General features: G+C 59.7%; 27 protein-coding genes. All 27 read right to left on the bottom strand.

What is annotated here, in order from left to right; translation table 11 throughout:
- Positions 1–9: 9 nt before the first annotated feature.
- Positions 10–1,554, bottom strand: a complete 1,545-nt coding sequence (locus GOW31_RS01315; RefSeq protein ID WP_171167325.1) for an NADH-quinone oxidoreductase subunit M — start codon at positions 1,552–1,554, stop codon at positions 10–12.
- Positions 1,554–3,704, bottom strand: a complete 2,151-nt coding sequence (nuoL, locus tag GOW31_RS01310) for an NADH-quinone oxidoreductase subunit L (protein WP_171167323.1) — start codon at positions 3,702–3,704, stop codon at positions 1,554–1,556. Before nuoL ends, GOW31_RS01315 begins: the two co-directional genes overlap by 1 nt.
- A gap of 6 nt (positions 3,705–3,710) precedes the next feature.
- The gene (gene nuoK / locus GOW31_RS01305) at positions 3,711–4,016 is read right to left on the bottom strand and encodes an NADH-quinone oxidoreductase subunit NuoK (RefSeq protein ID WP_005984024.1); all 306 of its coding nucleotides are present in this window, start codon (positions 4,014–4,016) and stop codon (positions 3,711–3,713) included.
- 4 nt (positions 4,017–4,020) lie between these two features.
- Positions 4,021–4,623 (bottom strand): NADH-quinone oxidoreductase subunit J, encoded by a 603-nt coding sequence (locus tag GOW31_RS01300; protein ID WP_171115048.1) that lies wholly within the window; start codon positions 4,621–4,623, stop codon positions 4,021–4,023.
- On the bottom strand, positions 4,620–5,030 hold the full coding sequence (locus GOW31_RS01295) for a carboxymuconolactone decarboxylase family protein (RefSeq protein WP_152458579.1): 411 nt from the start codon (positions 5,028–5,030) through the stop codon (positions 4,620–4,622). Before GOW31_RS01295 ends, GOW31_RS01300 begins: the two co-directional genes overlap by 4 nt.
- The gene (gene nuoI / locus GOW31_RS01290) at positions 5,027–5,521 is read right to left on the bottom strand and encodes an NADH-quinone oxidoreductase subunit NuoI (RefSeq protein WP_152458580.1); all 495 of its coding nucleotides are present in this window, start codon (positions 5,519–5,521) and stop codon (positions 5,027–5,029) included. The genes GOW31_RS01295 and nuoI overlap by 4 nt, the downstream gene beginning before the upstream one ends.
- Before the next feature lies 1 nt (position 5,522).
- A complete protein-coding gene (nuoH, locus tag GOW31_RS01285) occupies positions 5,523–6,560 on the bottom strand; it encodes an NADH-quinone oxidoreductase subunit NuoH (RefSeq protein WP_152458581.1) in 1,038 nt (345 codons plus the stop codon).
- 204 nt (positions 6,561–6,764) lie between these two features.
- Positions 6,765–8,786, bottom strand: a complete 2,022-nt coding sequence (nuoG, locus tag GOW31_RS01280) for an NADH-quinone oxidoreductase subunit NuoG (RefSeq protein WP_171167321.1) — start codon at positions 8,784–8,786, stop codon at positions 6,765–6,767.
- Positions 8,787–8,791: 5 nt separating this feature from the next.
- Positions 8,792–9,196: a DUF5333 domain-containing protein gene (locus tag GOW31_RS01275; RefSeq protein WP_171167319.1), complete on the bottom strand. Its 405-nt coding sequence runs from the start codon at positions 9,194–9,196 to the stop codon at positions 8,792–8,794.
- Positions 9,197–9,294: 98 nt separating this feature from the next.
- Entirely contained in the window at positions 9,295–9,645 is a 351-nt protein-coding gene (locus GOW31_RS01270; RefSeq protein ID WP_171167317.1) for a hypothetical protein, read from the bottom strand.
- 37 nt (positions 9,646–9,682) lie between these two features.
- A complete protein-coding gene (locus GOW31_RS01265; RefSeq protein WP_171167315.1) occupies positions 9,683–10,099 on the bottom strand; it encodes an MAPEG family protein in 417 nt (138 codons plus the stop codon).
- Between the two features lie 5 nt (positions 10,100–10,104).
- Positions 10,105–11,403, bottom strand: coding sequence for an NADH-quinone oxidoreductase subunit NuoF (nuoF, locus tag GOW31_RS01260; RefSeq protein ID WP_152458587.1), 1,299 nt, complete (start codon positions 11,401–11,403; stop codon positions 10,105–10,107).
- A gap of 12 nt (positions 11,404–11,415) precedes the next feature.
- Positions 11,416–11,637, bottom strand: coding sequence for a DUF5337 domain-containing protein (locus GOW31_RS01255; RefSeq protein ID WP_171115038.1), 222 nt, complete (start codon positions 11,635–11,637; stop codon positions 11,416–11,418).
- A 30-nt stretch (positions 11,638–11,667) separates the two neighbouring features.
- Positions 11,668–12,825, bottom strand: a complete 1,158-nt coding sequence (locus GOW31_RS01250; RefSeq protein WP_171167313.1) for an NADH-quinone oxidoreductase subunit E — start codon at positions 12,823–12,825, stop codon at positions 11,668–11,670.
- The gene (locus GOW31_RS01245; protein WP_171167312.1) at positions 12,825–14,048 is read right to left on the bottom strand and encodes an NADH-quinone oxidoreductase subunit D; all 1,224 of its coding nucleotides are present in this window, start codon (positions 14,046–14,048) and stop codon (positions 12,825–12,827) included. Before GOW31_RS01245 ends, GOW31_RS01250 begins: the two co-directional genes overlap by 1 nt.
- A 123-nt stretch (positions 14,049–14,171) precedes the next feature.
- Complete coding sequence (locus tag GOW31_RS01240) at positions 14,172–14,345, bottom strand: hypothetical protein (RefSeq protein ID WP_010442775.1); 174 nt, start codon at positions 14,343–14,345, stop codon at positions 14,172–14,174.
- Positions 14,345–14,950 (bottom strand): NADH-quinone oxidoreductase subunit C, encoded by a 606-nt coding sequence (locus GOW31_RS01235; protein ID WP_171115033.1) that lies wholly within the window; start codon positions 14,948–14,950, stop codon positions 14,345–14,347. The genes GOW31_RS01240 and GOW31_RS01235 overlap by 1 nt, the downstream gene beginning before the upstream one ends.
- Positions 14,943–15,269, bottom strand: coding sequence for an antibiotic biosynthesis monooxygenase (locus tag GOW31_RS01230; protein ID WP_171167311.1), 327 nt, complete (start codon positions 15,267–15,269; stop codon positions 14,943–14,945). The genes GOW31_RS01235 and GOW31_RS01230 overlap by 8 nt, the downstream gene beginning before the upstream one ends.
- Positions 15,266–15,799, bottom strand: coding sequence for an NADH-quinone oxidoreductase subunit B family protein (locus GOW31_RS01225; protein ID WP_010442777.1), 534 nt, complete (start codon positions 15,797–15,799; stop codon positions 15,266–15,268). Before GOW31_RS01225 ends, GOW31_RS01230 begins: the two co-directional genes overlap by 4 nt.
- Entirely contained in the window at positions 15,790–16,155 is a 366-nt protein-coding gene (locus tag GOW31_RS01220) for an NADH-quinone oxidoreductase subunit A (protein WP_068335558.1), read from the bottom strand. Before GOW31_RS01220 ends, GOW31_RS01225 begins: the two co-directional genes overlap by 10 nt.
- A gap of 194 nt (positions 16,156–16,349) precedes the next feature.
- Positions 16,350–17,132 carry a crotonase/enoyl-CoA hydratase family protein gene (locus GOW31_RS01215; protein WP_171167310.1) on the bottom strand — a complete coding sequence of 261 codons (783 nt, stop codon included), beginning with the start codon at positions 17,130–17,132 and terminating at the stop codon, positions 16,350–16,352.
- Between the two features lies 1 nt (position 17,133).
- Positions 17,134–17,985 (bottom strand): hydroxymethylglutaryl-CoA lyase, encoded by an 852-nt coding sequence (locus GOW31_RS01210; RefSeq protein ID WP_171167309.1) that lies wholly within the window; start codon positions 17,983–17,985, stop codon positions 17,134–17,136.
- 78 nt (positions 17,986–18,063) lie between these two features.
- Positions 18,064–19,998 (bottom strand): acetyl/propionyl/methylcrotonyl-CoA carboxylase subunit alpha, encoded by a 1,935-nt coding sequence (locus GOW31_RS01205; protein WP_171167308.1) that lies wholly within the window; start codon positions 19,996–19,998, stop codon positions 18,064–18,066.
- Between the two features lie 5 nt (positions 19,999–20,003).
- Positions 20,004–20,429: an ASCH domain-containing protein gene (locus tag GOW31_RS01200; protein ID WP_171167307.1), complete on the bottom strand. Its 426-nt coding sequence runs from the start codon at positions 20,427–20,429 to the stop codon at positions 20,004–20,006.
- 1 nt (position 20,430) lies between these two features.
- Positions 20,431–22,035: a carboxyl transferase domain-containing protein gene (locus GOW31_RS01195; protein ID WP_171167306.1), complete on the bottom strand. Its 1,605-nt coding sequence runs from the start codon at positions 22,033–22,035 to the stop codon at positions 20,431–20,433.
- Entirely contained in the window at positions 22,032–22,598 is a 567-nt protein-coding gene (locus tag GOW31_RS01190; protein ID WP_171167305.1) for a hypothetical protein, read from the bottom strand. The genes GOW31_RS01195 and GOW31_RS01190 overlap by 4 nt, the downstream gene beginning before the upstream one ends.
- Entirely contained in the window at positions 22,595–24,121 is a 1,527-nt protein-coding gene (locus GOW31_RS01185) for an AMP-binding protein (RefSeq protein WP_171167304.1), read from the bottom strand. Before GOW31_RS01185 ends, GOW31_RS01190 begins: the two co-directional genes overlap by 4 nt.
- Positions 24,122–24,141 lie beyond the last annotated feature (20 nt).

Raw genomic sequence — 24,141 nt, 5'->3', positions numbered from 1 at the left:
AAAGCTCCCTTAATGCGAAGCGGCTGTCTGGGTCGCAGCCTCAGCCGCGGCCAGAGCCGTGTCATAGTTCGAAATCAGAGCCGCTGTGGATTGCCCGATCACATCGGTTACCAGCGACGGGTAGACACCCAGCAGGATGGTCATCACGATCAGAGGGGCGAAGATCAACCGCTCGCGCGAGCTCATGTCGGTCATCGCCTTGAGGCTTTCCTTGATCAGATCGCCAAACACGACCCGACGGTAGAGCCACAGCGCATAAGCCGCCGAGAAGATCACACCGGTCGCAGCCACCGCCGTTACCCAGGTGTTGACTTGGAACGCGCCCATCAGGGTCAGGAATTCGCCGATGAAGCCCGATGTGCCCGGCAGGCCGACATTGGCCATGGTAAACAGCATGAAGACCAGCGCGTATGCGGGCATCCGGATCACCAGACCGCCATAGGCCTCGATATCGCGGGTGTGCATCCGGTCATAGATCACGCCGACACAGAGGAAGAGCGCCGCCGAGATGAACCCGTGGCTGAGCATCTGGAAGATCGCGCCATCGATGCCCTGCTGGTTTGCCGCGAAAATACCCATGGTCACAAAGCCCATATGCGCGACCGAGGAATAGGCGATTAGCTTCTTCATATCCTCCTGCACCAGCGCCACCAACGAGGTATAGACAACCGCGATGGCAGACATCCACAGCACCAGATCGGTCATCACGGCCGAACCAACCGGGAACATCGGCAGGCTGAACCGCAGGAAGCCATAGCCGCCCATCTTCAGCAGGATCGCCGCCAGTACGACCGATCCCGCCGTGGGCGCCTGAACGTGGGCGTCCGGCAACCAGGTGTGCACCGGCCACATCGGCATTTTCACCGCGAACGAAGCAAAGAAGGCCAGGAACATCAGGGTCTGCATGCCACCGACAACATAAATGCCCAGCACGCTGAAGCCCTCGGACGAGAACTGGTGCGTCATCAGCGCGGCAATATCCGTGGTGCCCGCATCCGCATACATCGCAACCATGGCGACCAGCATCAAGACCGAGCCGAGGAAGGTATAGAGGAAGAACTTGAAGCTGGCGTAGATCCGATCCTTGCCGCCCCATATCCCGATGATCAGGAACATCGGAATAAGACCTGCCTCGAAGAACAGGTAGAACAGTACAAGATCAAGCGCCATGAAGACGCCCAGCATCAGCGTTTCCAGCAGCAGGAAGGCAACCATGTATTCCTTGACGCGGTCCGTGACATTCCAGCTGGCCAGAATGGTCAGCGGCATGATGAAGGTCGTCAGCAGAACGAACAGGACACTGATGCCATCAACACCCATCTTGTATTTTAGGCCCATCAGCCACTCACCCTCTTCCACCATCTGGAAGCCGGGGTTCGACGGGTCAAAGCCTGTATAGATGCCGATGGAAACCAGGAAGGTCACAGTGGTGGCCAGCAGAGCAATCCACTTGGCGTTCCGCTGTGCCGCCGCATCGTCACCCTGCAGGAACAAGGCCAGAATGCCTGCGGCGATGGCGGGGATAAACGTGACGATCGAAAGGATATAGTCCATTACTGGGCCCCTCCGCCGATCGACATCCAGGTCACAAGGGCCGCGATGCCCAGCACCATCCAGAAGGCATAGGTAAAGATGTACCCGGTCTGCGCCTTGCCGGCGAGGCGGGTGAAGAAGGGAACAACGCCCATAGCTACTCCGTTCAGGAAGCCATCGATTGTATTGCCGTCACCGCGTTTCCACAGGAAGCGGCCAAGCGCCACAGTGGGTTTTACGAAGACCGCATCGTAGATTTCGTCGAAATACCACTTGTTCAGAAGGAACAGGTACAGCGGACGCTGATTTGCAGCCAGACGTGCCGGCAGCGACGTGTTTACGATGTAGAACCAATAGGCCACGACAAAGCCAAGCAACATGGCGACGAAGGGTGAAACCTTGACCCATTTCGGAGCCGCGTGCGCATCGTCCAAAACATGGTTGTCAGGCGCCATGTAAAGCGCGCCCTCGCCGGGCTGGCCCGCAAAGACATAGTGATGATCGCCACCCTTGGCATCCTTCTCACCATGACCTTCATCGGCATGGCCGTCAGCTGCGTGGCTTTCATCCGCATGGCTGTCTTCACCGTGCGAAGCATCCGCCGCCGCATGATCACCGGCCTCGGCATGTTCTGACGCTTCGGCAACCGGAATACCGTAGAACTTGCCGACCTTGTCCGCATGGCCAAAGAAATTGCCATACCAGATCATCCCGGCAAACACCGCACCCAGCGACAGAACGCCCAGCGGCACCAGCATGGTCATCGGGCTTTCATGTGCGTGGTCATGCGTATGCTTGTCCCCGCGTGGTGTGCCGTAGAAGGTCAGGAAAATCAGACGCCAGCTATAGAACGAGGTGAACATCGCTGCGATCACCAGCATCCAGAAGGCATAGCCGGTTCCGCCCGCATAGGCGCTTTCGATGATGGCGTCCTTGGACAGGAACCCGGCAAAACCGATTGTGGTAAGCGGAATGCCGACACCCGTGATGGCCAACGTTCCAATCATCATTGCCCAGAAGGTGTAAGGGATCTTTTTGCGCAGACCACCGTATTCCGTCATCTCCTGCTCGTGATGCATGGCGTGGATCACGGACCCCGCACCGAGGAACAGCAGCGCCTTGAAGAAAGCGTGCGTGAACAGGTGGAACATGGCCGCCGAGTACATGCCGACGCCCGCGGCCACGAACATGTATCCCAGCTGGGAACAGGTCGAATACGCAATGACGCGCTTGATGTCGGTCTGTACCAGACCCACGGTCGCCGCGAAGAACGCTGTCGAGGCCCCAAGGAAGGTGATGAACCCGGTCGCGCCCGGCGCGAACTCCATCAGCGGCGACATGCGGCAGACCAGGAACACGCCCGCTGTCACCATGGTGGCCGCGTGGATCAGGGCCGACACCGGCGTCGGGCCTTCCATCGCGTCCGGCAACCAGGTGTGCAGGATCAGCTGCGCAGATTTACCCATCGCACCGATGAACAGCAGAACACAGATCACCTCGACCGCGGTCCATTCGCCCCACAGGAAATGCAGCTTTTCTTCTGCAAGCGCGGGTGCCAATGCGAAAATGTCCGAGAAGTTGATGCTGTCGGTCAGGAAGAACAGCGCAAAGATGCCCAGAGCAAAGCCGAAGTCTCCCACACGGTTGACGATGAACGCTTTCATCGCCGCCGCATTGGCCGAAGGCTTGCGATAGTAGAAGCCGATCAGGAGGTAGGATGCGACACCCACGCCTTCCCAGCCAAAGAACATCTGCACAAGGTTGTCCGCCGTCACCAGCATCAGCATGGCGAAGGTAAAGAAGGACAGATAGGCGAAGAAACGTGGCTTATAGCTTTCGCCTTCGCGCCATTGCGGGTCGTGATCCATGTAGCCAAAGCTGTAGAGATGCACGAGCGCCGAAACCGTGGTGACCACGATCAGCATGATGGCGGTCAGCCGGTCCAGACGAATGGCCCACGAGGTCGAGAGCGATCCGCTTTCGATCCAGCGCATGATCTCGATCTGTTGTGTGTGCCCATCGAACGAGAAGAACACGAGCCATGACAGCAGACAGGCCAGAAACAGCAGGCCCGTGGCCGTCCACATGGCCGCTTTCTCACCTATGAACTTCCAGCCAAAGCCGCAGATCAGCGCACCCACCAGCGGGGCAAAGAGGATTGTGGTTTCCATGATCCCTTACCCCTTCATCATATTGACGTCTTCAACCGCGATGGTGCCGCGGTTGCGGAAGAAGCAGACCAGAATGGCCAACCCGATCGCCGCCTCGGCCGCCGCAACGGTCAGCACGAACAGCGTGAAGACCTGCCCGACCAGATCGCCGAGGAAACTGGAAAACGCCACGAGGTTGATATTCACCGCCAGCAGCATCAGTTCGATGCTCATCAGCAGGATGATGACGTTCTTGCGGTTCAGGAAGAGACCGAAGATGCCGATGACGAACAGCGTCGCCGCGACCGTAAGATAGTGTTCAAGTCCGATCATGGTCTCAAAGTCCCTGCCCCGGTTTCACGTCCTTCAATTCCATTGCCTTGGCCGGGTCGCGCATCATCTGGCCGACGATGTCCTGACGCTTAATGTCCTGACGGTGGCGCAGCGTCAGCACGATGGCACCGATCATAGCCACCAGCAGGATCAGGCCCGCCAGCTGGAACAGAAGGAAGTATTGATCGTAAAGGATGACACCCAGCGCCTCGGTGTTGTGGCGGTCCGCCGGGACCGGCTGCGCCAGATTGGCCGCCGCACCTTGCGCGCTGTCCCAGGCCCCGAAGGCCATGACGAACTGCATCAAGATGACCAGACCGATCAGCAAGGCCAGCGGCATATAGCGTGCCATTTCGGCTTTAAGCTCGGCAAAGTCCACGTCCAGCATCATCACCACAAACAGGAACAGAACCGCGACCGCGCCCACGTAAACGATGATCAGCAGCATCGCCACGAACTCGGCCCCCAGCAGCACGAACAGCCCCGCCGAGGATAGAAACGCCAGGATCAGCCACAGCACCGAGTGCACCGGCTGGCGGCTGATCACCGTGAACAGCCCGCCGGTGATGGCGCTGATGGCAAACAGATAGAAGGCAAAGACGGTCATTGATCCTCATCCTCGTTGTCGCCCATGACCTCTTGCGCCAGATCCAGCGCGCGGGTCATGGCCGGGATGCCGGCAAAGACCGACATCTGACCGATCGTTTCCACGATCTCTTGTTTCTTTGCGCCTGCCTCCAGTGCATGGCGCACAGTCTGGCGTACGGCCGAGTCCGCCTGAGCGCCCTGACAGGTCAGCCCGGCCAGCGTCAGCAACAGGCGAGTCTTGGCATCCAGCCCGTCCTTGTTGACGGTGTTGCCGAACATCATCTCCATGACCTCTTTCGGCATGGTCGGCCACAGCGCCTCGAACCCCTTGGGCGAGAAGCTTTCCATCGCCGGGTTCATCGCCTTGGCCATGTCCTGAGCCTGCTTCATCATCAGCTCGAACGGATTTGTCGGGCTGTCAGTCATCGGTAAGGCGCGTCCAGTTCCAGATTGCGGGCGATCTCGGCTTCCCAGCGTTCGCCGTTGTCCAGCAGTTTCTGCTTGTCATAGAACAGCTCTTCTCGGGTTTCCGTCGCGAATTCGAAATTCGGGCCTTCGACGATGGCATCGACCGGGCAGGCCTCTTGGCAGAAACCGCAATAGATGCATTTGGTCATGTCGATGTCGTACCGCGTGGTGCGGCGGCTGCCGTCTTCGCGCGGCTCGGCGTCGATGGTGATGGCTTGCGCAGGGCAGATCGCCTCGCAGAGTTTGCAGGCGATGCAGCGTTCTTCACCATTCGGATAGCGGCGCAGAGCGTGTTCGCCGCGGAAACGTGGGGACAGAGGCCCCTTTTCGTGCGGATAGTTCACCGTGGCCTTGGGCGCGAAGAAATACTTCAGCCCCAGCTTCATGCCGACCCAGAAGTCTTGCAGAAGGAAGTATTTGGCAGCGCGGGTATAGTCAATTTGAGTCATATCAGCCTCCTACGCTCCAACGGGCAAATGCGCCCCAGAACCAGTCGAATTTCGCCGCGAAGGCCACGAAAACCACCCAAGCCAGCGAGAATGGCAGGAACACTTTCCAACCCAGCCGCATCAGCTGGTCATAGCGGTAGCGGGGCGTGATCGCCTTGACCATCGCGAAGATGAAGAAGAAGAACGCCATCTTGGCAACCATCCAAAGCACGCCATCGGGCAGGCCCGGGATCGGCGACAGCCAGCCGCCGAAGAACAGCAGAGAGGTCAGCGCGCACATCAGGAAGATCGCGATGTATTCGCCTGCCATGAACAGCAGGAAAGGCGTGGCCGAGTATTCGACCTGATAACCGGCGACCAGTTCCGATTCCGCCTCGGGCAGGTCGAAGGGCGGGCGGTTGGTTTCGGCCAGGGCCGAGATGAAGAACAGGAACACCATCGGGAAATGCGGCAGCCAGTACCAGCTGAAGAACCCGAACGAGCCGTCCTGAGCACGCACGATGTCACCAAAATTCATCGAGCCGGTCGAGATGATCACACCGATGATGATCAGGCCGATCGAAACCTCGTAGGAAATCATCTGCGCGGCCGAGCGCAGCGAGCCCAGGAACGGGTACTTTGAGTTCGACGCCCAACCGCCCATGATCACGCCATAAACCTCGAGCGAGGACACGGCGAATACATAGAGGATGGCCACGTTGATATCCGACAGAACCCATCCATCGTTGAACGGGATCACCGCCCAGGCGATCATGGCCAGAACGAAGGATGTCAGCGGTGCGAGGATAAAGACCGTCCGGTCGGCGCCCGCAGGAATGACGACCTCTTTCACCACATATTTCAGGGCATCCGCCACCGATTGCAGCAGGCCATAGACGCCCACCACGTTGGGGCCGCGGCGCATCTGGACAGCGGCCCAGATCTTGCGGTCGCCGTAAACAAGGAACAACAGTGAAATCATCACAAAGGCAACAACGGCAAGCACTTGCGCCAAAATGATGATGGCTATTCCGCCTGGGGTGTTAAAGAATTCAGCCATTGGTCCTCACACCGTGGGTATTCCGTTTTCCGCGCGCGATGCAAAGGCCAGAAGCCTGCGCAAATTGCGGCTGGGTCGGCGCGTTGGTGTAAACAGCATCTGCCGCCATTGCGCCACCCTTAATATTCGGTTTCACACGCAAATCTGGCGCGGCGAACTGCCACCCGGCAGCCGCTTTTGCCTGCGATATGAAACAGGTCTGGGTCATTCCGCCGCGATCTTCTCGGATTTGCGGGCCTGCGCCTGTGCCGACAGCTCGGCCATCAGCTGTGAAGCCCGTGCAATCGGGTTGGTCAGGTAGAAGTCCTTGATCGCATAGCGGAAAGTTGCGTTGCCCAGAGTACCGGTGTCGAGAGCTTTCACTTCGTTCTCGATCACTTCGTCGATGCGGGCCAGATGCGGAACCGCTTCGATCAAGGCCGTGCGCAACTGCGCCAGAGAGTCGTAGGGCAGTGTTGCGCCCAGTTCGGCCGACAAGGCGCGCAGGATGGCCCAGTTCTCCTTCGCCTCACCCGGCGCAAAACCGGCCCGCATCGCCAGTTGAGGGCGACCTTCGGTGTTTACGAACACGCCGTTTTCCTCGGTATAGGCCGCGCCTGGCAGGATCACATCGGCGCGGTGTGCGCCCCGGTCACCATGGCTGCCCTGATAGATCACAAAGGCGCCTTCGCCGATCTCGACCTCATCCGCACCAAGGTTGTAGATCACATCGGCGGCGCTGATCGCGTCCATTCCGCCTTCGTTCGTGGCGCCTACATCCATCGCACCGACGCGCGACGCCGCAGTGTGCAAAACGATCAGACCACTTTCCGTATTGGCCGCGATGGCTTGCGCAGCAGCCAGCACGGCGGCGCCGTCCGCTTCCTGCAAAGCGCCCTGCCCGATTATGACCAACGAACGTTTGCCCTTGATCTCATCATCTCCGCCCATGTCGACAACTTTTTGCAGCGCTGTTCGATCATCGCCAACATGGTGATACTCATATGTCAGATCGACCGCAGGACCGACCAAAGCGACTTCGGCCCCATGCGCCCACGCCTTGCGGATACGCGCGTTCAGGACAGGCGCTTCGTCACGTGGGTTGGTACCGATCAGCAGGATGCGTTCCGTGGTGTCGATGTCTTCAATCGCGGAGGTACCAGCGTAAGCGCCGCGATTGCCCGCCGGAAGCTTTGCGCCATCGGTACGGCATTCGACAACACCACGCTGCCCTTCGATCATCTGTTTCAGCGCAAACGCCGCCTCGACCGGAGCCAGATCGCCCACGATACCGGCAGGTTTCTCGGCGCCCTTCAGCGCCTCTGCTGCCTTGGTCAGCGCCTCGGACCAAGAGGCCGGGCGCAGCTTTCCGTTTTCACGGACATAGGGCTTGTCCAAACGCTGACGGCGCAGGCCATCCCAGACGAAACGTGTCTTGTCGCTGATCCATTCCTCGTTCACGCCGTCATGATTGCGCGGCAGGAAACGCATGACTTCACGACCTTTGGTATCGACGCGTATGTTCGATCCCAACGCATCCATCACATCGATGCTTTCGGTTTTGGTCAATTCCCACGGACGCGCAGTAAAGGCGTAGGGCTTGGAGGTCAGCGCCCCGACAGGGCACAGATCGATGATGTTGCCCTGCAAATTCGAATCCAGCGTCTGGTTCAGATACGAGGTGATCTCGGCATCCTCACCGCGCCCAGTCTGACCCATCTGAGTTATCCCGGCAACTTCGGTGGTGAAGCGCACGCAGCGTGTGCAGCTGATGCAGCGGGTCATTGCGGTGCCAACCAGCGGGCCAAGATCCAGGTCATCGACCGCCCGCTTTGCTTCCTTGAAGCGGGATCCGGACATGCCATAGGCCATCGCCTGATCCTGAAGGTCGCATTCGCCACCCTGATCGCAGATCGGGCAATCCAGCGGATGGTTGATCAGCAGGAACTCCATCACGCCTTCGCGGGCCTTTTTGACCATGGGCGAGTTCGTCTTGACCACCGGGGGCTGGCCTTCAGGCCCCGGGCGCAGGTCACGCACCTGCATCGCGCAGGAGGCCGCAGGTTTCGGCGGCCCGCCGACGACCTCGACCAGGCACATCCGGCAATTGCCAGCAATCGACAGACGCTCGTGATAACAAAAGCGCGGCACTTCGACCCCGGCTTGTTCACAAGCCTGGATCAGGGTCATCGCGCCATCGACTTCGATTTCCTGTCCGTCGATATTGATCTTGCGGAGGTCAGACATGGCTTTCAATTCGCCCTCAAATAAACGCCAATGGCGCTGTTTCTTTGGATTTCCTTCTGCCCCAGAGTGCAGAATGTGTTGGGGTTGTCATAGGTCACGCCATTCGAAGCCAGATACGCCTCGCCCTTGGCGCGCATCCGGTCCTTTTCAGCATCCGATTCGACGTAAGAGCGGATTTCGGTATCCGAATACCCCAGCTTGTTCGCCTTGGACCGCAGCCCCCACATCACACTGATCGCTTTCAATCGACGCCCGCTGATCGAGGGGCAATATTCCGAAATTTCATTTGCGATGGCGATGTAATAGAGTTCGTCGTCGATCTCTTTGACATCCCTCAAGGGCGGCTTCGCATTTGCGACGGCAGGCAATGTGATCAAGACAGCCAGGGTGAGTGTTTTGGCAAAAGACATGGATCTTCCCTTCGTTTTGGACGCACCAAAACGAACCGGTCCGGTCTTGCTAGGCAATAGCGGCCGGCAATCCGTGTCGTGATATGCAAAACCGCGCGTCATGGCCGTTGGCATTTTCCCGCAAAGGTCAATTGATCATCACTGATGCGCAGGTTCTGCGGTTCAGTGTCCGGCCCCACTTTCCAGTCGATCCGCGAAGACCCGAAATTCTGCACGCAAAACTTGGTTCCTTCGTGTCGGCCGGCCTCACGCGCGCCGTCCAGCGATGCGGACGCACCCTTTACCACAACGGTAAAGTCCGTTGGCGATGCTTTCTTGTCGACCGCCTTCGCCTTTGCCTTGAACGCCTTTCCATCGAACAGAATACGATCTTCCGACGGCTTGATGATGCCGCAGGCGGACACGCTTGCCAGTGCCAGCAGGACTACAAGGGTTTTTCGGGCCTTCATACTATCCCTCTTCGTGTTCTCATCTGCCGGGACGTCATCACAACGCCGCCACCAATGCCATAAGCCCAATCACAAACATGCAGGCCCAGCCCAATACATACAGCACGGACCGAAGGCCACTGTTCGGTTTGCCTATGCCTTTGATGTGCACCACCAGCATCACCAACCGCGCGACCAAAGCGACAGACGCCAGCAGATTGACCCAGAACGGGCTGGCGCCCAGCAATACCGCCGCAGTCACAACAGCCACAAACGCCGGAAGCGTTTCCGTTCCGTTCAGATAGGCCCGGTTCAGTCGATAGGCCTGATCAGAATAGTCCTGCTCAGGGGTTGCCCCAGGCGCGAGGCCCTTGCCCTGCTTGGCCAGCGCTGAAAACGGGGCCAGAAACAGAACCACCAGCGTGAAAAGCACAACAGATGAAATCGCGCGGCTGTATTCTGCGAACATGTCCATCCCGATCACTCCGCCGCCATCGCACCCATACGGCCCGATTTCTGAGCCTTGATGCGATCTTCGATTTCTTCGCGGAAATTCCGGATCAGGCCCTGGATCGGCCAGGCGGCCGCATCGCCAAGGGCGCAGATCGTGTGACCTTCCACCTGTTTGGTCACATCAAACAGCATGTCGATCTCTTCCAGCTCGGCCTCGCCGCGCACCAAGCGGTCCATGACCCGCATCATCCAGCCGGTGCCTTCGCGGCAGGGCGTGCACTGGCCGCAGCTTTCGTGTTTGTAGAATTTCGACAAGCGCCAGATCGCCTTAATGATGTCGGTGGACTTGTCCATCACGATCACCGCCGCCGTTCCAAGCCCCGAGCCCAGATCGTTGCGCAGATAATCGAAATCCATGATCGCGTCGCGCATGTTCTCACCGCGCACACACGGAACCGAGGATCCACCGGGGATCACGGCCAGCAGATTGTCCCAGCCGCCGCGAATGCCGCCGCAATGGGTCTCGATCAGCTCCTCGAAGGAAATCGACATCGCCTCTTCGACCACGCAGGGGTTGTTGACGTGACCCGAGATCGCAAACAGTTTGGTGCCCGCGTTGTTCTGGCGGCCGAAACCTGCGAACCAATCCGCCCCACGGCGCAGGATCGTAGGCACGACAGCGATGGATTCGACGTTGTTCACGGTCGTCGGGCAGCCATACAAGCCCGCACCTGCGGGGAACGGCGGCTTCATCCGCGGCATGCCCTTTTTACCTTCGAGGCTTTCAATCAGCGCGGTTTCCTCGCCACAGATATAGGCGCCTGCCCCGTGGTGCAGAAACAGGTCGAAATCCCAGCCCGAGCCGGCGGCGTTCTTGCCCAGAAGACCCGCGTCATAGGCCTCGTCAATCGCGGCCTGCAACGCCTCGCGTTCGCGGATGTACTCACCGCGCAGATAGATGTAGCAGGTGTGGGCGTTCATGGCGAAAGACGCGATCAGGCAGCCCTCGATCAGCGTATGCGGATCATGGCGCATGATCTCGCGGTCTTTGCAGGTGCCGGGTTCGGATTCGTCCGCGTTGACCACCAGATAGGAAGGGCGTCCGTCGCTTTCCTTGGGCATGAACGACCATTTGAGACCAGTCGGGAAACCCGCGCCGCCGCGTCCGCGCAGCCCGGAATCCTTCATCGTCTGGATGATCCAGTCGCGCCCTTTTTCAATCAGGCCAGCAGTGCCGTCCCAATGCCCGCGGGCCTGCGCACCTTTCAGCGTGCGTTCATGCATCCCGTAGATGTTGGTAAAGATCCGGTCCTGATCCTTCAGCATCGCGTGTTACCTTCAGCTGTCCTGACGCATGCGCCAGAGTTGAAAAATGTTGACGCCCGCATAGATGAAACCCGCCAGAGCGGCGAAATCAAACAGCAGCGCATGCCGGGTTGTCAAACCCAGCGCGGGACCAATGAACAGGTTCATCGCAAGCCAGATCAGCATGGTCACGGCGATGACCACCCCGATATGTCGGCCCTTGCGGGCTATGGCTTGTTCCTTGTCCTTGTCCATCTTCCCCCGAAGCCCGGAACGGGCATCCGTCTAGTCTTCGTATGTGCCCTCGGATTTGGCACGTTTGGCGAATTCGGTTTCCTCACCGGCAGCAAGCTTGGCCGCCTGCTCGATCCAGCCATCGCGTTCGATCCGGCCTTTGAATTTCAATCGCGAATCGACCCAGGCCACATGTTCGGGCGTCCAGGCCGCGATCTGGTCGTAGTGATAGAAACCAAGCTCGTTCAGCGTTTCTTCCAGCTTGGGGCCGACGCCTTTCAACAGTTTCAGGTCATCGGCCTTGCCGTCGCGTGCCGCGGTTAGAGTGTTAGGCTGGGTCTCCTGAACGTCCTGGCCATCCGTCTTTGCCGCAGCGCCCTCTGGAGATGCCGGTTCGGTATGGGTCGATTTTTTGGTTCCACTCTGTTGTGCCGCCGTCTTGCCGGGCTCCAGCTTTTTCGGCGGTTGAGGAGCGGAACCGGAAGCTTCGGCTTTGCCATTCTTGCCAAGCCAAGGTGTCAGGATCGGAACTTCGGTTCCGTCGATACGCTTGACCGTGTCTCCAAGCTCTGTCGCCAGTTCAACACTTGCGTTGTATTTCGGCTTGCCGGCTTCATATTCGGACAGGCTGGAAAGCCCTTTCAACGGCTCGGCCGCGTAACGCCCGTTCTGAGGGCCGGGCGTCGGCACCTTGCCCGCCACCAGATCGTCGAGGATCTTGCCAAAGCTCTCGGCGGTCAGATCCTCGTAGTAATCCTTGCCGATCTGCGCCATCGGCGCGTTGGTGCAGGAACCGAGGCATTCGACCTCTTCCCAGCTCAGCTTGCCATCGGCAGAAAGTTCATGCGGTTTCGCGGCGATCTTTTCCTTGCAGACCGCGATCAGATCTTCGGCCCCGCAGATCATGCAGGACGTCGTGCCGCAGACCTGAATATGCGCCACAGATCCAACTGGTTGCAGCTGGAACATGAAGTAGAAGGACGCAACCTCGAGCACGCGGATATAGGCCATGCCCAGCATGTCGGCGATGGACTCAATCGCCGGGCGGCTCAGCCAGCCCTCCTGCTCTTGCGCGCGCCACAGCAGCGGAATGACCGCGCTGGCCTGGCGGCCTTCGGGGTATTTGGTGATCTGCGCTTCGGCCCATTGCTGGTTGGCAGCGGTGAAGGCAAAGCTTTCGGGTTGTTCGGGATGAAGACGGCGGAGCATTAGCGGTCAATCTCTCCAAATACGACATCCATGGTGCCGATGATGGCGGCGACGTCGGCCAGCTGGTGGCCTTTGGCGACGTGGTCCATGGCTTGCAGGTGCAGGAAACCGGGCGCGCGCAGCTTGGCGCGGTAGGGCTTGTTGGTGCCGTCGGCGACCAGATAGACGCCGAACTCGCCCTTGGGGGCTTCGACCGCGGCATAGACCTCACCTGCGGGGACGTGAAAGCCTTCGGTATACAGCTTGAAGTGATGGATCAGGCTTTCCATTGAGGTCTTCATGTCTGATCTTTTCGGCGGGGTGATCTTGCCGCGCGCCAGAACGTCGCCGGGGCAGTCGCGGATTTTGACGATGGCCTGCTGGATGATCGACAGCGACTGGCGCATCTCTTCCATGCGGACAAGATAACGGTCATAGCAGTCGCCGTTTTTGCCGACGGGGATCTGGAATTCGAACTCGTCATAGCATTCATAGGGCTGCGCGCGGCGCAAATCCCATGCCAGCCCGGATCCGCGCACCATCACGCCCGAGAAACCGTATTTCTGAATGTCATCTTCGGTCACGACACCAATATCGGCGTTGCGCTGTTTGAAGATGCGGTTTTCGGTCAGTAGACCGTCAATGTCGTCCAAAACGGCGGGGAATTCGTGGCTCCAGGCCTCGATATCGTCCAGCAGTTCCGGCGGCAGGTCCTGATGCACACCACCGGGGCGGAAATAGGCCGCGTGCAGACGGGCGCCGCAGGCACGCTCGTAGAACACCATCAGCTTTTCACGCTCTTCAAAACCCCAGAGCGGCGGGGTCAGCGCGCCCACATCCATAGCCTGCGTGGTCACGTTCAGCAGGTGGTTCAGGATGCGGCCGATCTCGGAATACAGAACCCGGATCAGCGAACCCCGACGCGGCACTTCAACCCCGGTCAGCTTTTCGATGGCCAGACACCAGGCATGTTCCTGGTTCATCGGCGCCACGTAATCCAGACGATCGAAATACGGCAGGTTTTGCAGATAGGTCCGGCTTTCCATCAGCTTTTCGGTGCCGCGGTGCAGCAGGCCGATATGCGGGTCGCACCGTTCGACGATCTCACCGTCGAGTTCCAGCACAAGGCGCAGAACCCCGTGCGCCGCAGGGTGTTGCGGGCCGAAGTTAATGTTGAAATTGCGGATCTTCTGTTCTCCGCTCAGCGCGTCCGTGCTGCCGTCATCGTATCTTGAGCCGTCCATCAACGCCCTCGTTTCTTTTTCGCATCGGCCCGAACCCGAACCTTTTCCGCCTCGGCCGCTTTGGCTGCGGCCCCGGCCAGAAGAACCCCCAACGCGCCCAGAATGATCAACTCACCCATCATCTCAGCGGCGCTCCAACTCTTGCAGTTTCAGCCCGACCCACCACAGCAAGGCGATCGTGCCAAAGGGAACCAGACACAGCAGGCACCAGTATTTGTTGATCCCGAAGAACGGCAATATCTTCACCATCGGAATGATGGTCAGCGCAGACAGGATCAGCCACCAGATGCCACCCATTATTCAGTCTCCTGTTTTTCATCCCCCGGCAGAATGTAGTTCGCACCCTCCCACGGGGACATGAAATCAAACTGACGGTATTCCTGCACCAGGCTGACCGGCTCGTAGACCACGCGCTTTTGCGCCTCGTCATAGCGCACTTCGGTATAGCCGGTGGTCGGGAAATCCTTGCGCAGTGGGTAACCACGGAACCCATAGTCGGTCAGGATGCGCCGCAGGTCCGGATGGCCCGAGAACAGGATGCCGAACATGTCGAACACCTCACGCTCGAACCAATTGGCCGAGGGGTGCACGTCAACGATTGACGGCACCATGTCGTCTTCACGGATCGAGACCCGCAGCCGGATACGCTGGTTCTGGTACATCGACAGGAAATGGTACACCACGTCGAACCGTTTGGCGCGCTCGGGGTAATCCACGCCAGTGATGTCCACAAGGGTCGAAAACTGGCAGCTGCGATCAGATTTCAGGAACTCAATGAATTCCACGAGATTCGACGGTGCCACGTCCACGTTCAGTTCGCCATGGGTCACATCCCACGACAGAACACAATCAGACCGTTTCAGCTCCAGCTGTGCGCCGAGTTCTTTGAGTGCTTCACTCATTGCGGCCCTCCTGCAAAACTTCGTCATAGAACGTAGCTTCTGCGTCGTAAGATTTGAAAAACTTCGCCATAAAGTCGGGCATAACCGTCTTTGCGACGTTCTCGCCCGCATAATTCGCAACAGCGGCCATGTCACGCCATTTGGTCAGTACCATGACTTGGCAGGGATCCTGATCGCGCCGGACGAGGAAGGACACGCTTTCAAACCCATCCACGGCGCGCATGCCGGGGAGCGCACGTGTCCGAAAAGTACCGACCCACTCGGCAACATCTTCTCGGGCAACCACAGCCTCCCAGCGCCTGACAACCGGATCACTCATCGCACAATCGTTCCCGTGCGGCGGATTTTGCGCTGCAGCTGCATCAGACCGTAAAGCAGTGCCTCAGCAGTCGGAGGGCAGCCGGGCACGTAGATGTCCACCGGAACAACCCGGTCACAGCCACGCACGACGGAATAGGAATAGTGGTAATACCCCCCGCCATTCGCGCAGGAGCCCATCGAGATCACATAGCGCGGCTCGGGCATCTGGTCGTAAACTTTACGCAGCGCGGGGGCCATCTTGTTGGTCAGCGTTCCCGCCACGATCATCACGTCCGACTGGCGCGGAGACGCCCGGGGCGCGATGCCGAACCGTTCCGCATCATAACGTGGCATCGAGGTATGCATCATCTCAACCGCGCAGCAGGCCAGGCCAAAGGTCATCCAGTGCAACGAACCGGTCCGAGCCCAATTGATGATGTCTTCGGTCGAGGTCAGCAGGAAACCCTTGTCCTGCAACTCGGCGTTCAGGGCCTGAGTGGCGACTTCCTTGTCGACACCGGCAGTGTTGGCACCTGTCATCACTCCCATTCCAGCGCCCCTTTCTTCCATTCATAGGCAAAGCCGATGGTCAGAACACCCAGGAACACCATCATGGACCAGAACCCGACATCGCTGATGTCTCTGAAGCCCACGGCCCAGGGAAACAGGAAAGCGATCTCTAGATCGAAGATGATGAACAGAATCGAAACCAGATAGAATCGGACGTCGAATTTCATCCGCGCATCGTCGAAGGCATTGAAACCACATTCATATGCGCTGACCTTTTCGGGGTCGGGATTGCGGACGGCCAGTACGACGGCGGCCAGAATCAAGACGATCCCAAGGCCCACGGCAACGGCCAGAAACACCAGAATCGGGAGGTACTCCCGCAGCAGGTCTTCCACGAATAGCTCCTTTCCTGCGCACATGTCTTGTCGGGTGCGCCGTCAATTGGCGTGTTGACTGGACATTCTCTATCTCTGCGGGGTCAGAGGGTCAACCGAACACAGCCCCCTTCGCGATCAAACCTGCGTTTGACAGCGCGGCATAGAATCGCAGCACCTGCGTTTGACTTTGGCTTGGCGGAACCTGGTAAAACCTACTTATTCCATGCAGGTTTTCGTTTTTCAAAAAACGCCGCGATCCCTTCGCGTGCCTCTTGCGTTTCCCAGCGTTCGACCAGTTCGCCTATGGTCTGATCGATCGCGGCATCGTCGATGCGCGGACCCAGAGCGCGTACCAGCGCCTTGGCAGAGGCAACCGCCCCGGGCGCGCAAGACAAATAGGGGCGAATTTCGTCCTCAACCGCGTCCAAAAGCCGATCTGCCGAAACGGTTTTCGCCAGCAGGCCCAGATCAACGGCCTCGGACGCATCGAACAAACGGGCAGACATGAACACCCGGCGCGCGCGGGCTTCGCCCATGCGGGCGATGACATAGGGGCCAATTGTTGCAGGGATCAGCCCCAGGCGCGTTTCGGTCAGCCCCATCTTCAGACTGTCGACCCCGATCGCCACATCGCACACGGCCGCCATGCCTACCCCGCCCCCAAAGGCATTGCCCTGCAACGCCCCGATCAGGGGCTTTGGCATCGTGTTCAGAGCCTGCAACATCTCGGCCAGCTTGCGCGCCTCGACAAAACGCGTTTTTTTGTCGGCCGCCATCTGGTCCTGCATCCACCCCAGATCGCCGCCGGCACAGAACGTCTTGCCCGCTGCGGCCAGAACGACCGCCCGGACCGCGTCATCCTGACCAAGTTGCGATGCGGCCTCGGTCAATTCCGTGATCATCTGCCCCGACATGGCATTGTGTTTTTCCGGCCGGTTCAGGGTGAGCGTCGCGACACCACGCATATCCGTCGAGATCGTGATCGTTTCAAACATGTCAGCCCCTCAAAGCCCTGGCCATCCGCGCGGCCTCTTCAATGACGTCGATATCCAGCCCGGTTTCGTATCCCAGCCGCTGCAAATGTGCCGCAACGTCCTCGGTGGCCACGTTTCCGGCCGCACCCGGTGCGTAGGGGCAACCGCCCAACCCGCCCACGGCCGCGTCGAACACCCGCACGCCCAGCGCCAATGCCGCATCGATGTTGTCGATCGCGCGCCCGTTGGTGTCATGGAAATGCCCCGCCAGCCGCGTCACCGGAACCCTTTCGCGCACCGCCAGAAGCATATGCGCGACCTTGTCCGGAGTTCCCTGCCCAATCGTGTCGCCCAGCGAAACCTCGTAACAGCCCAGCGCAAAAAGCCGATCAGCAACCTCAGCCACTTTTTCCGGCGGCGTCGGACCGTCGTATGGGCAATCCGTCACGCATGAGACATAGCCACGAACCGGCAGGTCGATATGGCGCGCCGCCTCCAGAATCGGCGTGAACCGCTCGATCGACTCGGCGATGGAGGCATTGATATTGGCCTTCGAGAACCCTTCGGAGGCCGAGGCGAACACGGCGATCTCGTCCGCCTTGGCCGCCAGCGCGTCGCCATAGCCATGCATGTTCGGCGTCAGCGCGGCATAGCGCACCCCATTCGCACGCGTGATCCCCCCCAGCACCTGAGCGGAACCCGCCATCTGCGGCACCCATTTCGGGGACACGAAGCTTGCAACTTCGATCCGGCGAAACCCCGCACGGCTGAGACAGTCGATCAGGGCGATCTTGTCCGCGACCGGTATTTCGCGCTTTTCGTTTTGCAGCCCGTCGCGCGGCCCGACCTCATAGATTTCGACCAGCTCACCCATGTCCGCCCCCCTTCTGGATTGTCGTCGTTTCAAGCAAATATCGTCTGACCTTGGCACGCCGCGTTGCGCGGGTACAGATCAAGCTTCGTCCTCCAACCTCACCAGAGCAGCCCCGGCTTCGACCTGCGAACCATCCTCGACCAGCACTTCGGCAACGATCCCGTCCCGCGCCGCAAGCAGCGAATGCTCCATCTTCATCGCTTCCAAAATGGCCAGACGATCGCCTTTCTGTACGGTTTGTCCCGCTGTGGCAAAGACGGCTTTGACCAGACCGGGCATAGGCGCCTCGATCACATTGGTGTCGCCGGTCGCGCTGGTATCCCGGTCCAGCGGATCGATGACGTCGAAGCTCTGACCGTAATCGGTGAAAACCGTCAGGGTCCCGTTATGTGCGGCAACGCGAGGCATCGGCGTGCCGTTCAACATCCAGCGCCCGGCGGTGCGTTCCGCAACGACGCGGTTTTCGCCAACCTGCCAAATCTGGCGATCCGGCCCATCGACCTGCACGTCCAGATCCAGCACGTCGTCGCGACGGGACAATTGCACGGCACGATGCAGCGGCGCCCATAGCGAAAACCCGGTTTCCGGATCGACATCCACCAGATCCAATGCCGTCATCGCAGCCGCGACCGCAGTAACATCCGACGGCTCGGGTTCCTGCACCAACGTTTCAAGGTCCCGCCCGATCAGACCCGTATCGACATCGCCCGAGGCAAATCCTTCGTGACGCGTCAACGCGCCCAGAAAGGCCAGATTGGTAACAGTACCCGCAACTTCGGTCTGTTGCAGCACCCGGTTCAACGTCTCAAGCGCAACGGCACGCGTCGATCCATGCACCACCACCTTGGCGATCATCGGGTCATACCACGGGCTGATCGTGTCCCCGGCGCGAACGCCGCTATCGGCGCGACAATTGTCGGGGAAAACCAGATGAGTCAGCGTTCCCGTCGCGGGCAGGAACCCTTTCGGCACATCCTCGGCATAAAGACGGGCCTCGAAGGCATGGCCAGAGATCGCAAGATCATCCTGTTTCTTGGGAAGGTTCTCGCCTGCGGCCACGCGAAGCTGCCACTCGACCAGATCGATCCCCGTGATGGCCTCTGTCACCGGGTGCTCCACCTGAAGGCGCGTGTTCATTTCCATGAACCAGAATCTGTCGGGGCGCAGCCCGTCCGAGGCATCGACGATGAATTCGACCGTGCCCGCGCCTTTATAGCCGATCGCCTCGGCGGCGCGCACGCCGGCCTGCCCCATAGCCTCGCGCATTTCAGACGTCATGCCCGGGGCGGGGGCTTCTTCGATCACCTTCTGATGGCGGCGCTGCAACGAGCAGTCCCTTTCAAACAGATGAACGGCATGGGTACCATCGCCGAACACCTGCACTTCGATATGGCGGGGTTTGGCCACGAATTTTTCGACCAGCACGGCATCATTGCCGAAGGCGGTCCGGGCCTCGCCCCGCGCGCTGTCGAGCGCGGTCGCGAAATCCTCAAGGCGTTCAACAAGGCGCATCCCCTTGCCGCCGCCGCCCGCGACGGCCTTGATCAGAACCGGATAGCCGATCGCATCCGCCGCACCGGCCAGATGCTCGGGGTCCTGATTGTCGCCGTGATAGCCGGGTACGACCGGAACGCCGGCCTTCTCCATCAGAACCTTGGCCGCGTCCTTGAGGCCCATCTTGCGGATCGCATCCGCCGAAGGGCCGATGAACGTCAGCCCCGCCGCCTGCACGGCATCCACGAAATCGGGGTTCTCGGACAGAAAGCCATACCCCGGATGGATCGCCTGTGCACCGGTATCCAGCGCGGCCTGAATGATGACGTCGCCCTTCAAATAGCTGTCCGCCGGGGCGGGGCCGCCAATATGAACCGCCTCGTCCGCCATTTGCACATGCTTTGCCGCCGCGTCCGCATCGGAATAGACAGCAACGCAGGACACGCCCATCTTCTGAGCCGTCTCCATCACCCGGCAGGCGATCTCGCCCCGGTTGGCAATCAGGATTTTGTTGAACATGTCTTTCACCCTTCCACTGCCAGATCTTCGACTAGACGGAACCGTTCGCACACGAGTTTCATCTCAGGATCAAAGCCGCCGTTTCGCTGGAAATATCGACGATGATCTTCCCGCCATCCTTCAAGCGTTTCATTTTCACCTTCCGCCAAGGCGAATTCCTCGGTCACATCGCAGTAACGCTGGATCGAAACATCAACGGTTTCAATGACCAACGCCGGAGTGTCATCCCAGTTCAGCGCAATATCGCGGCGACCGGACTTGGGCATCTCAAGGCTGTCATCAGGATAGTTTCTGAGCGCGTCGCAGGTCGCTGTTTTACGGCCAGAACGGACCAAGGCCAGAAGCTCTGAACTCAGCACGGGGTTGTCGCCGAATTTGAAGGTTTGTGCACCCGGATAGCGGGCTATTATGTCTTTCAAACTCTCGCTCATCTCACATCCTGAACACGCCGAAACGTGTCTCCTCGATCGGGGCATTCAGCGCGGCGCTGAGCGACAGGGCCAGCACATCGCGGCTTTTGCGCGGGTCAATGATGCCGTCATCCCACAGCCGCGCCGAGGCATAGAGCGGATGCGACTGTTCCTCGAACATATCCAGCGTCGGGCGTTTGAACTCGGCCTCTTCTTCGGCGGACCACGTGCCACCCTGCCGTTCTATCCCGTCGCGTTTGACGGTGGCTAGAACGCCAGCGGCCTGCTCGCCGCCCATCACCGAAATGCGCGAATTCGGCCAGGTCCACAGGAACCGGGGCTGATAGGCACGACCGGCCATGCCATAGTTCCCGGCCCCGAACGAGCCGCCGACCAGCATCGTGATCTTGGGCACCGACGTCGTGGCCACCGCCGTAACCATCTTGGCCCCATGCCGCGCGATGCCTTCGTTTTCGTATTTGCGACCGACCATGAACCCGGTGATGTTTTGCAGGAACACAAGCGGGATTTTGCGTTGCGAACACAGCTCGACGAAATGGGCACCCTTCTGCGCCGCCTCGGAAAACAGCACGCCGTTGTTGGCGATGATCCCCACCGGGCAGCCTTTGACATGGGCAAACCCCGTGACCAGCGTTTCGCCGAAGCGCGGTTTGAATTCGTCGAACCGAGACCCATCGACCAGACGCGCAATCACTTCACGGATGTCATAGGGCGTGCGCAGATCAGCAGGGACAACGCCCAGGATTTCCTCGGGGTCATAGGCCGGATCTTCGGGGCTGGCCCAGTCCACCGTCTGCGGCTTGCGGCGATTGAGTGACCCAACCGCCCGACGGGCCAAGGCCAGCGCGTGCGCATCATCCTCGGCCAGATAATCGGCCACGCCGGACAGGCGCGTGTGCACATCGCCGCCGCCCAGATCTTCGGCGCTGACGACCTCGCCCGTCGCCGCCTTGACCAGAGGCGGGCCGGCCAGAAAGATCGTGCCCTGTTCTTTGACGATGATCGTCACATCCGACATCGCCGGCACATAGGCGCCACCGGCCGTGCATGACCCCATGACCACGGCGATCTGAGCGATCCCCTTCGCGCTCATCCGCGCTTGGTTGTAGAAGATGCGGCCAAAGTGATCGCGGTCGGGAAAGACCTCATCCTGATTGGGCAGGTTCGCGCCACCGCTGTCGACCAGATAGATGCAGGGCAGATGGTTTTCCTCGGCAATCTCCTGCGCCCGCAGGTGTTTTTTGACCGTCATCGGGTAATAGGTGCCGCCCTTCACGGTGGCGTCGTTGCAGACCACCATGACCTGCTGCCCCTGCACAAGTCCAATGCCCGCGATGACGCCAGCACAGGGCGCGACATCGCCATACATCCCATGCGCCGCCGTCGCCCCGATTTCGAGGAACGGAGACCCCGGATCAAGCAGGTTCGCCACCCTTCGGCGGGGGAGCATCTTGCCGCGGGATTCATGCCGCGCGCGGGATTTCTCACCACCGCCCATGCGGGCCGCTTCGGCGGCGGCAGAGATCTGCGCCAGCGCTTCAAGATGAGCGGCGCGGTTTGTCTTGAAGCCCTCAGATGCGGGCATGGCTTTGGATGTGAGTTTCATGCATCCTCCAAAAGTAATTCAATTTCAAAAAGTTGCTGCATCCACCAACTTGCAGCTTCGGACAAAAGTTCATCAAAAGACCAACCCGCAAACGGTCCCGTCGGCATTAGTATCGCTTTCATTGTTCTACCTTCCAAACCTTTGAATAGCGCAGCCGAAAACTGCTTTGATTCTTCTGATGCGTACGGCCCGGCTGGCAAAGTTCTCCACTTGAGTTCCACTTCGTTATCTGGAGACCAATTAGGCGCGTACTCTTTCAGAATTAGGTTTCTCTCTTTCTCGATGAACTCGGCAAAAATGAGATCTCGACCTTCGCCCTTCTTCCACCTTTGAAATCGTCTTTCGACTTCGGCCCCAATTTCGGGAAATTTATTGCAATCTACTTTATGTAATACGTGACCAAAAACTCGCAGCAGAGTTACCGCTGAAATGTACATCACTCTGGACTCGCCACCCGGCTGAATTGGGCCGTAAGCCCATTTGTAAATTGCGCTAGATGCATCATCCAGCGCTTCTTGCGATTTCAAGCGTCGCGTGCCCTCGCCAAAGGTGACCCAAGTCATGCTTGTACCTCCCCCGCCGCCCGGGCCTTCAGTTCTTTCCGGATCACCTTCCCGGTCACGGTCATCGGCAGTTCCTCCAGAAACGTCACCTCACGCGGATAGGAATAATGCGCCAGACGGTCCTTGACCCAATCCTGCAACTCGGCACCCGTGGCCTCGGCCCCCGGTTTCAACACCACATACGCCTTCACGATCTCGGTCCGCAGCGGGTCGGGCTTGCCGACCACGCCCACGGTGGCCACCGCCGGATGGGTCAGCAGGCAATCCTCGATCTCGGCCGGGCCAATGCGGTAACCCGCCGAGGTGATCACGTCATCATCCCGACCGATAAAGCGCAGATAGTCGCCTTCCCACACGCCACGATCTCCGGTGATCAGCCAATCACCCCGGAACTTCTCGGCCGTCGCTTGCGGATTGTTCCAGTATTCCAGCAGCATCGAGGCCGAACCCCGCCGGATGGCGACATCGCCTTCCTCGCTGGTCGGGATGCCGTCATCGTCGATCACCGCGACTTCATGCCCGGGCACCGGCTTGCCGATACAGCCGGGTTGAACAGGGAAATCCTCGGCGCAGGAGGATACGACCATGTTGCATTCGGTCTGGCCGTAGAATTCGTTGATCGTCAGACCAAACGCACCTTGGCCCCAGGCCAGCATCTCGGCCCCCAGCGGCTCACCCCCGGACGCGACCGAGCGCAAACCGGGGATCGCCTGATCCGCCGCCTTGAGCATCCGCAGGGCGGTCGGCGGAAAGAACACATTCCGCACCCCGCCCCGCGCAATGATCTCGGCGCAGGCTTCTGGGGTGAACTTCTCAAGCCGCGCCGCGACAACCGGGATTCCCAGCGCAAGGCCCGGCATCAGCACATCGAACAACCCGCCGATCCAAGCCCAATCCGCCGGGGTCCACAAGCAGTCACCTTCGCGCAGATGATTATGGCTGATCGAGACACCCGGTAAATGCCCGGTCAGAACCCGATACCCGTGCAGCGCGCCTTTCGGGCTGCCGGTTGTACCAGAGGTGTAGATCAATACGGCAGGATCCTCGGGCCCTGTCGCGGCATAGGGCAGCGCTGGACCGGTCACGCCAATTTCGGATGCGATAAGAGGTTCAGCCAGATTGCCCAGCAGATCCGCTCCTTCAGCATCGGTCAGCACGATCTGAACGCCTGCATCGCCCGCCCGCGACCGCAGCGCATCTTGCTTGAACAACTTGAACAAGGGCACCGAAATCGCGCCGATCTTCCAGATCGCCAGATGAGCTGCCGCACACCAGGGTGACTGGCTCAGCAGCACTCCGACCCGATCACCGGGCCGGACGCGGGCCAGCAGGGCGCGGGCGATCCCATCAGCCATTTGCGCCAGTTGCCCAAAGGTTACCAGCCGCTGCCCTGATCCGGTCAGATCGATAAGCGCCACCTGATCACCTGGATGGTTCAGACATTGCTGCGCCATGTTCAGCCGGTCCGGTATGTCCCAGCCTCCTCCTGAGCGCAAACCCGGTATGCGCTCAGCGTGCAGCAACGCGAATTCGCCTTGTTTTC

The organism is Ruegeria sp. HKCCA0370 (assembly GCF_013033705.1).
Classification (GTDB): Bacteria; Pseudomonadota; Alphaproteobacteria; order Rhodobacterales; family Rhodobacteraceae; genus Ruegeria.
The sequence above is the reverse complement of the archived record's forward strand: the minus strand, read 5'-3'. Positions and strand labels throughout refer to the sequence as shown.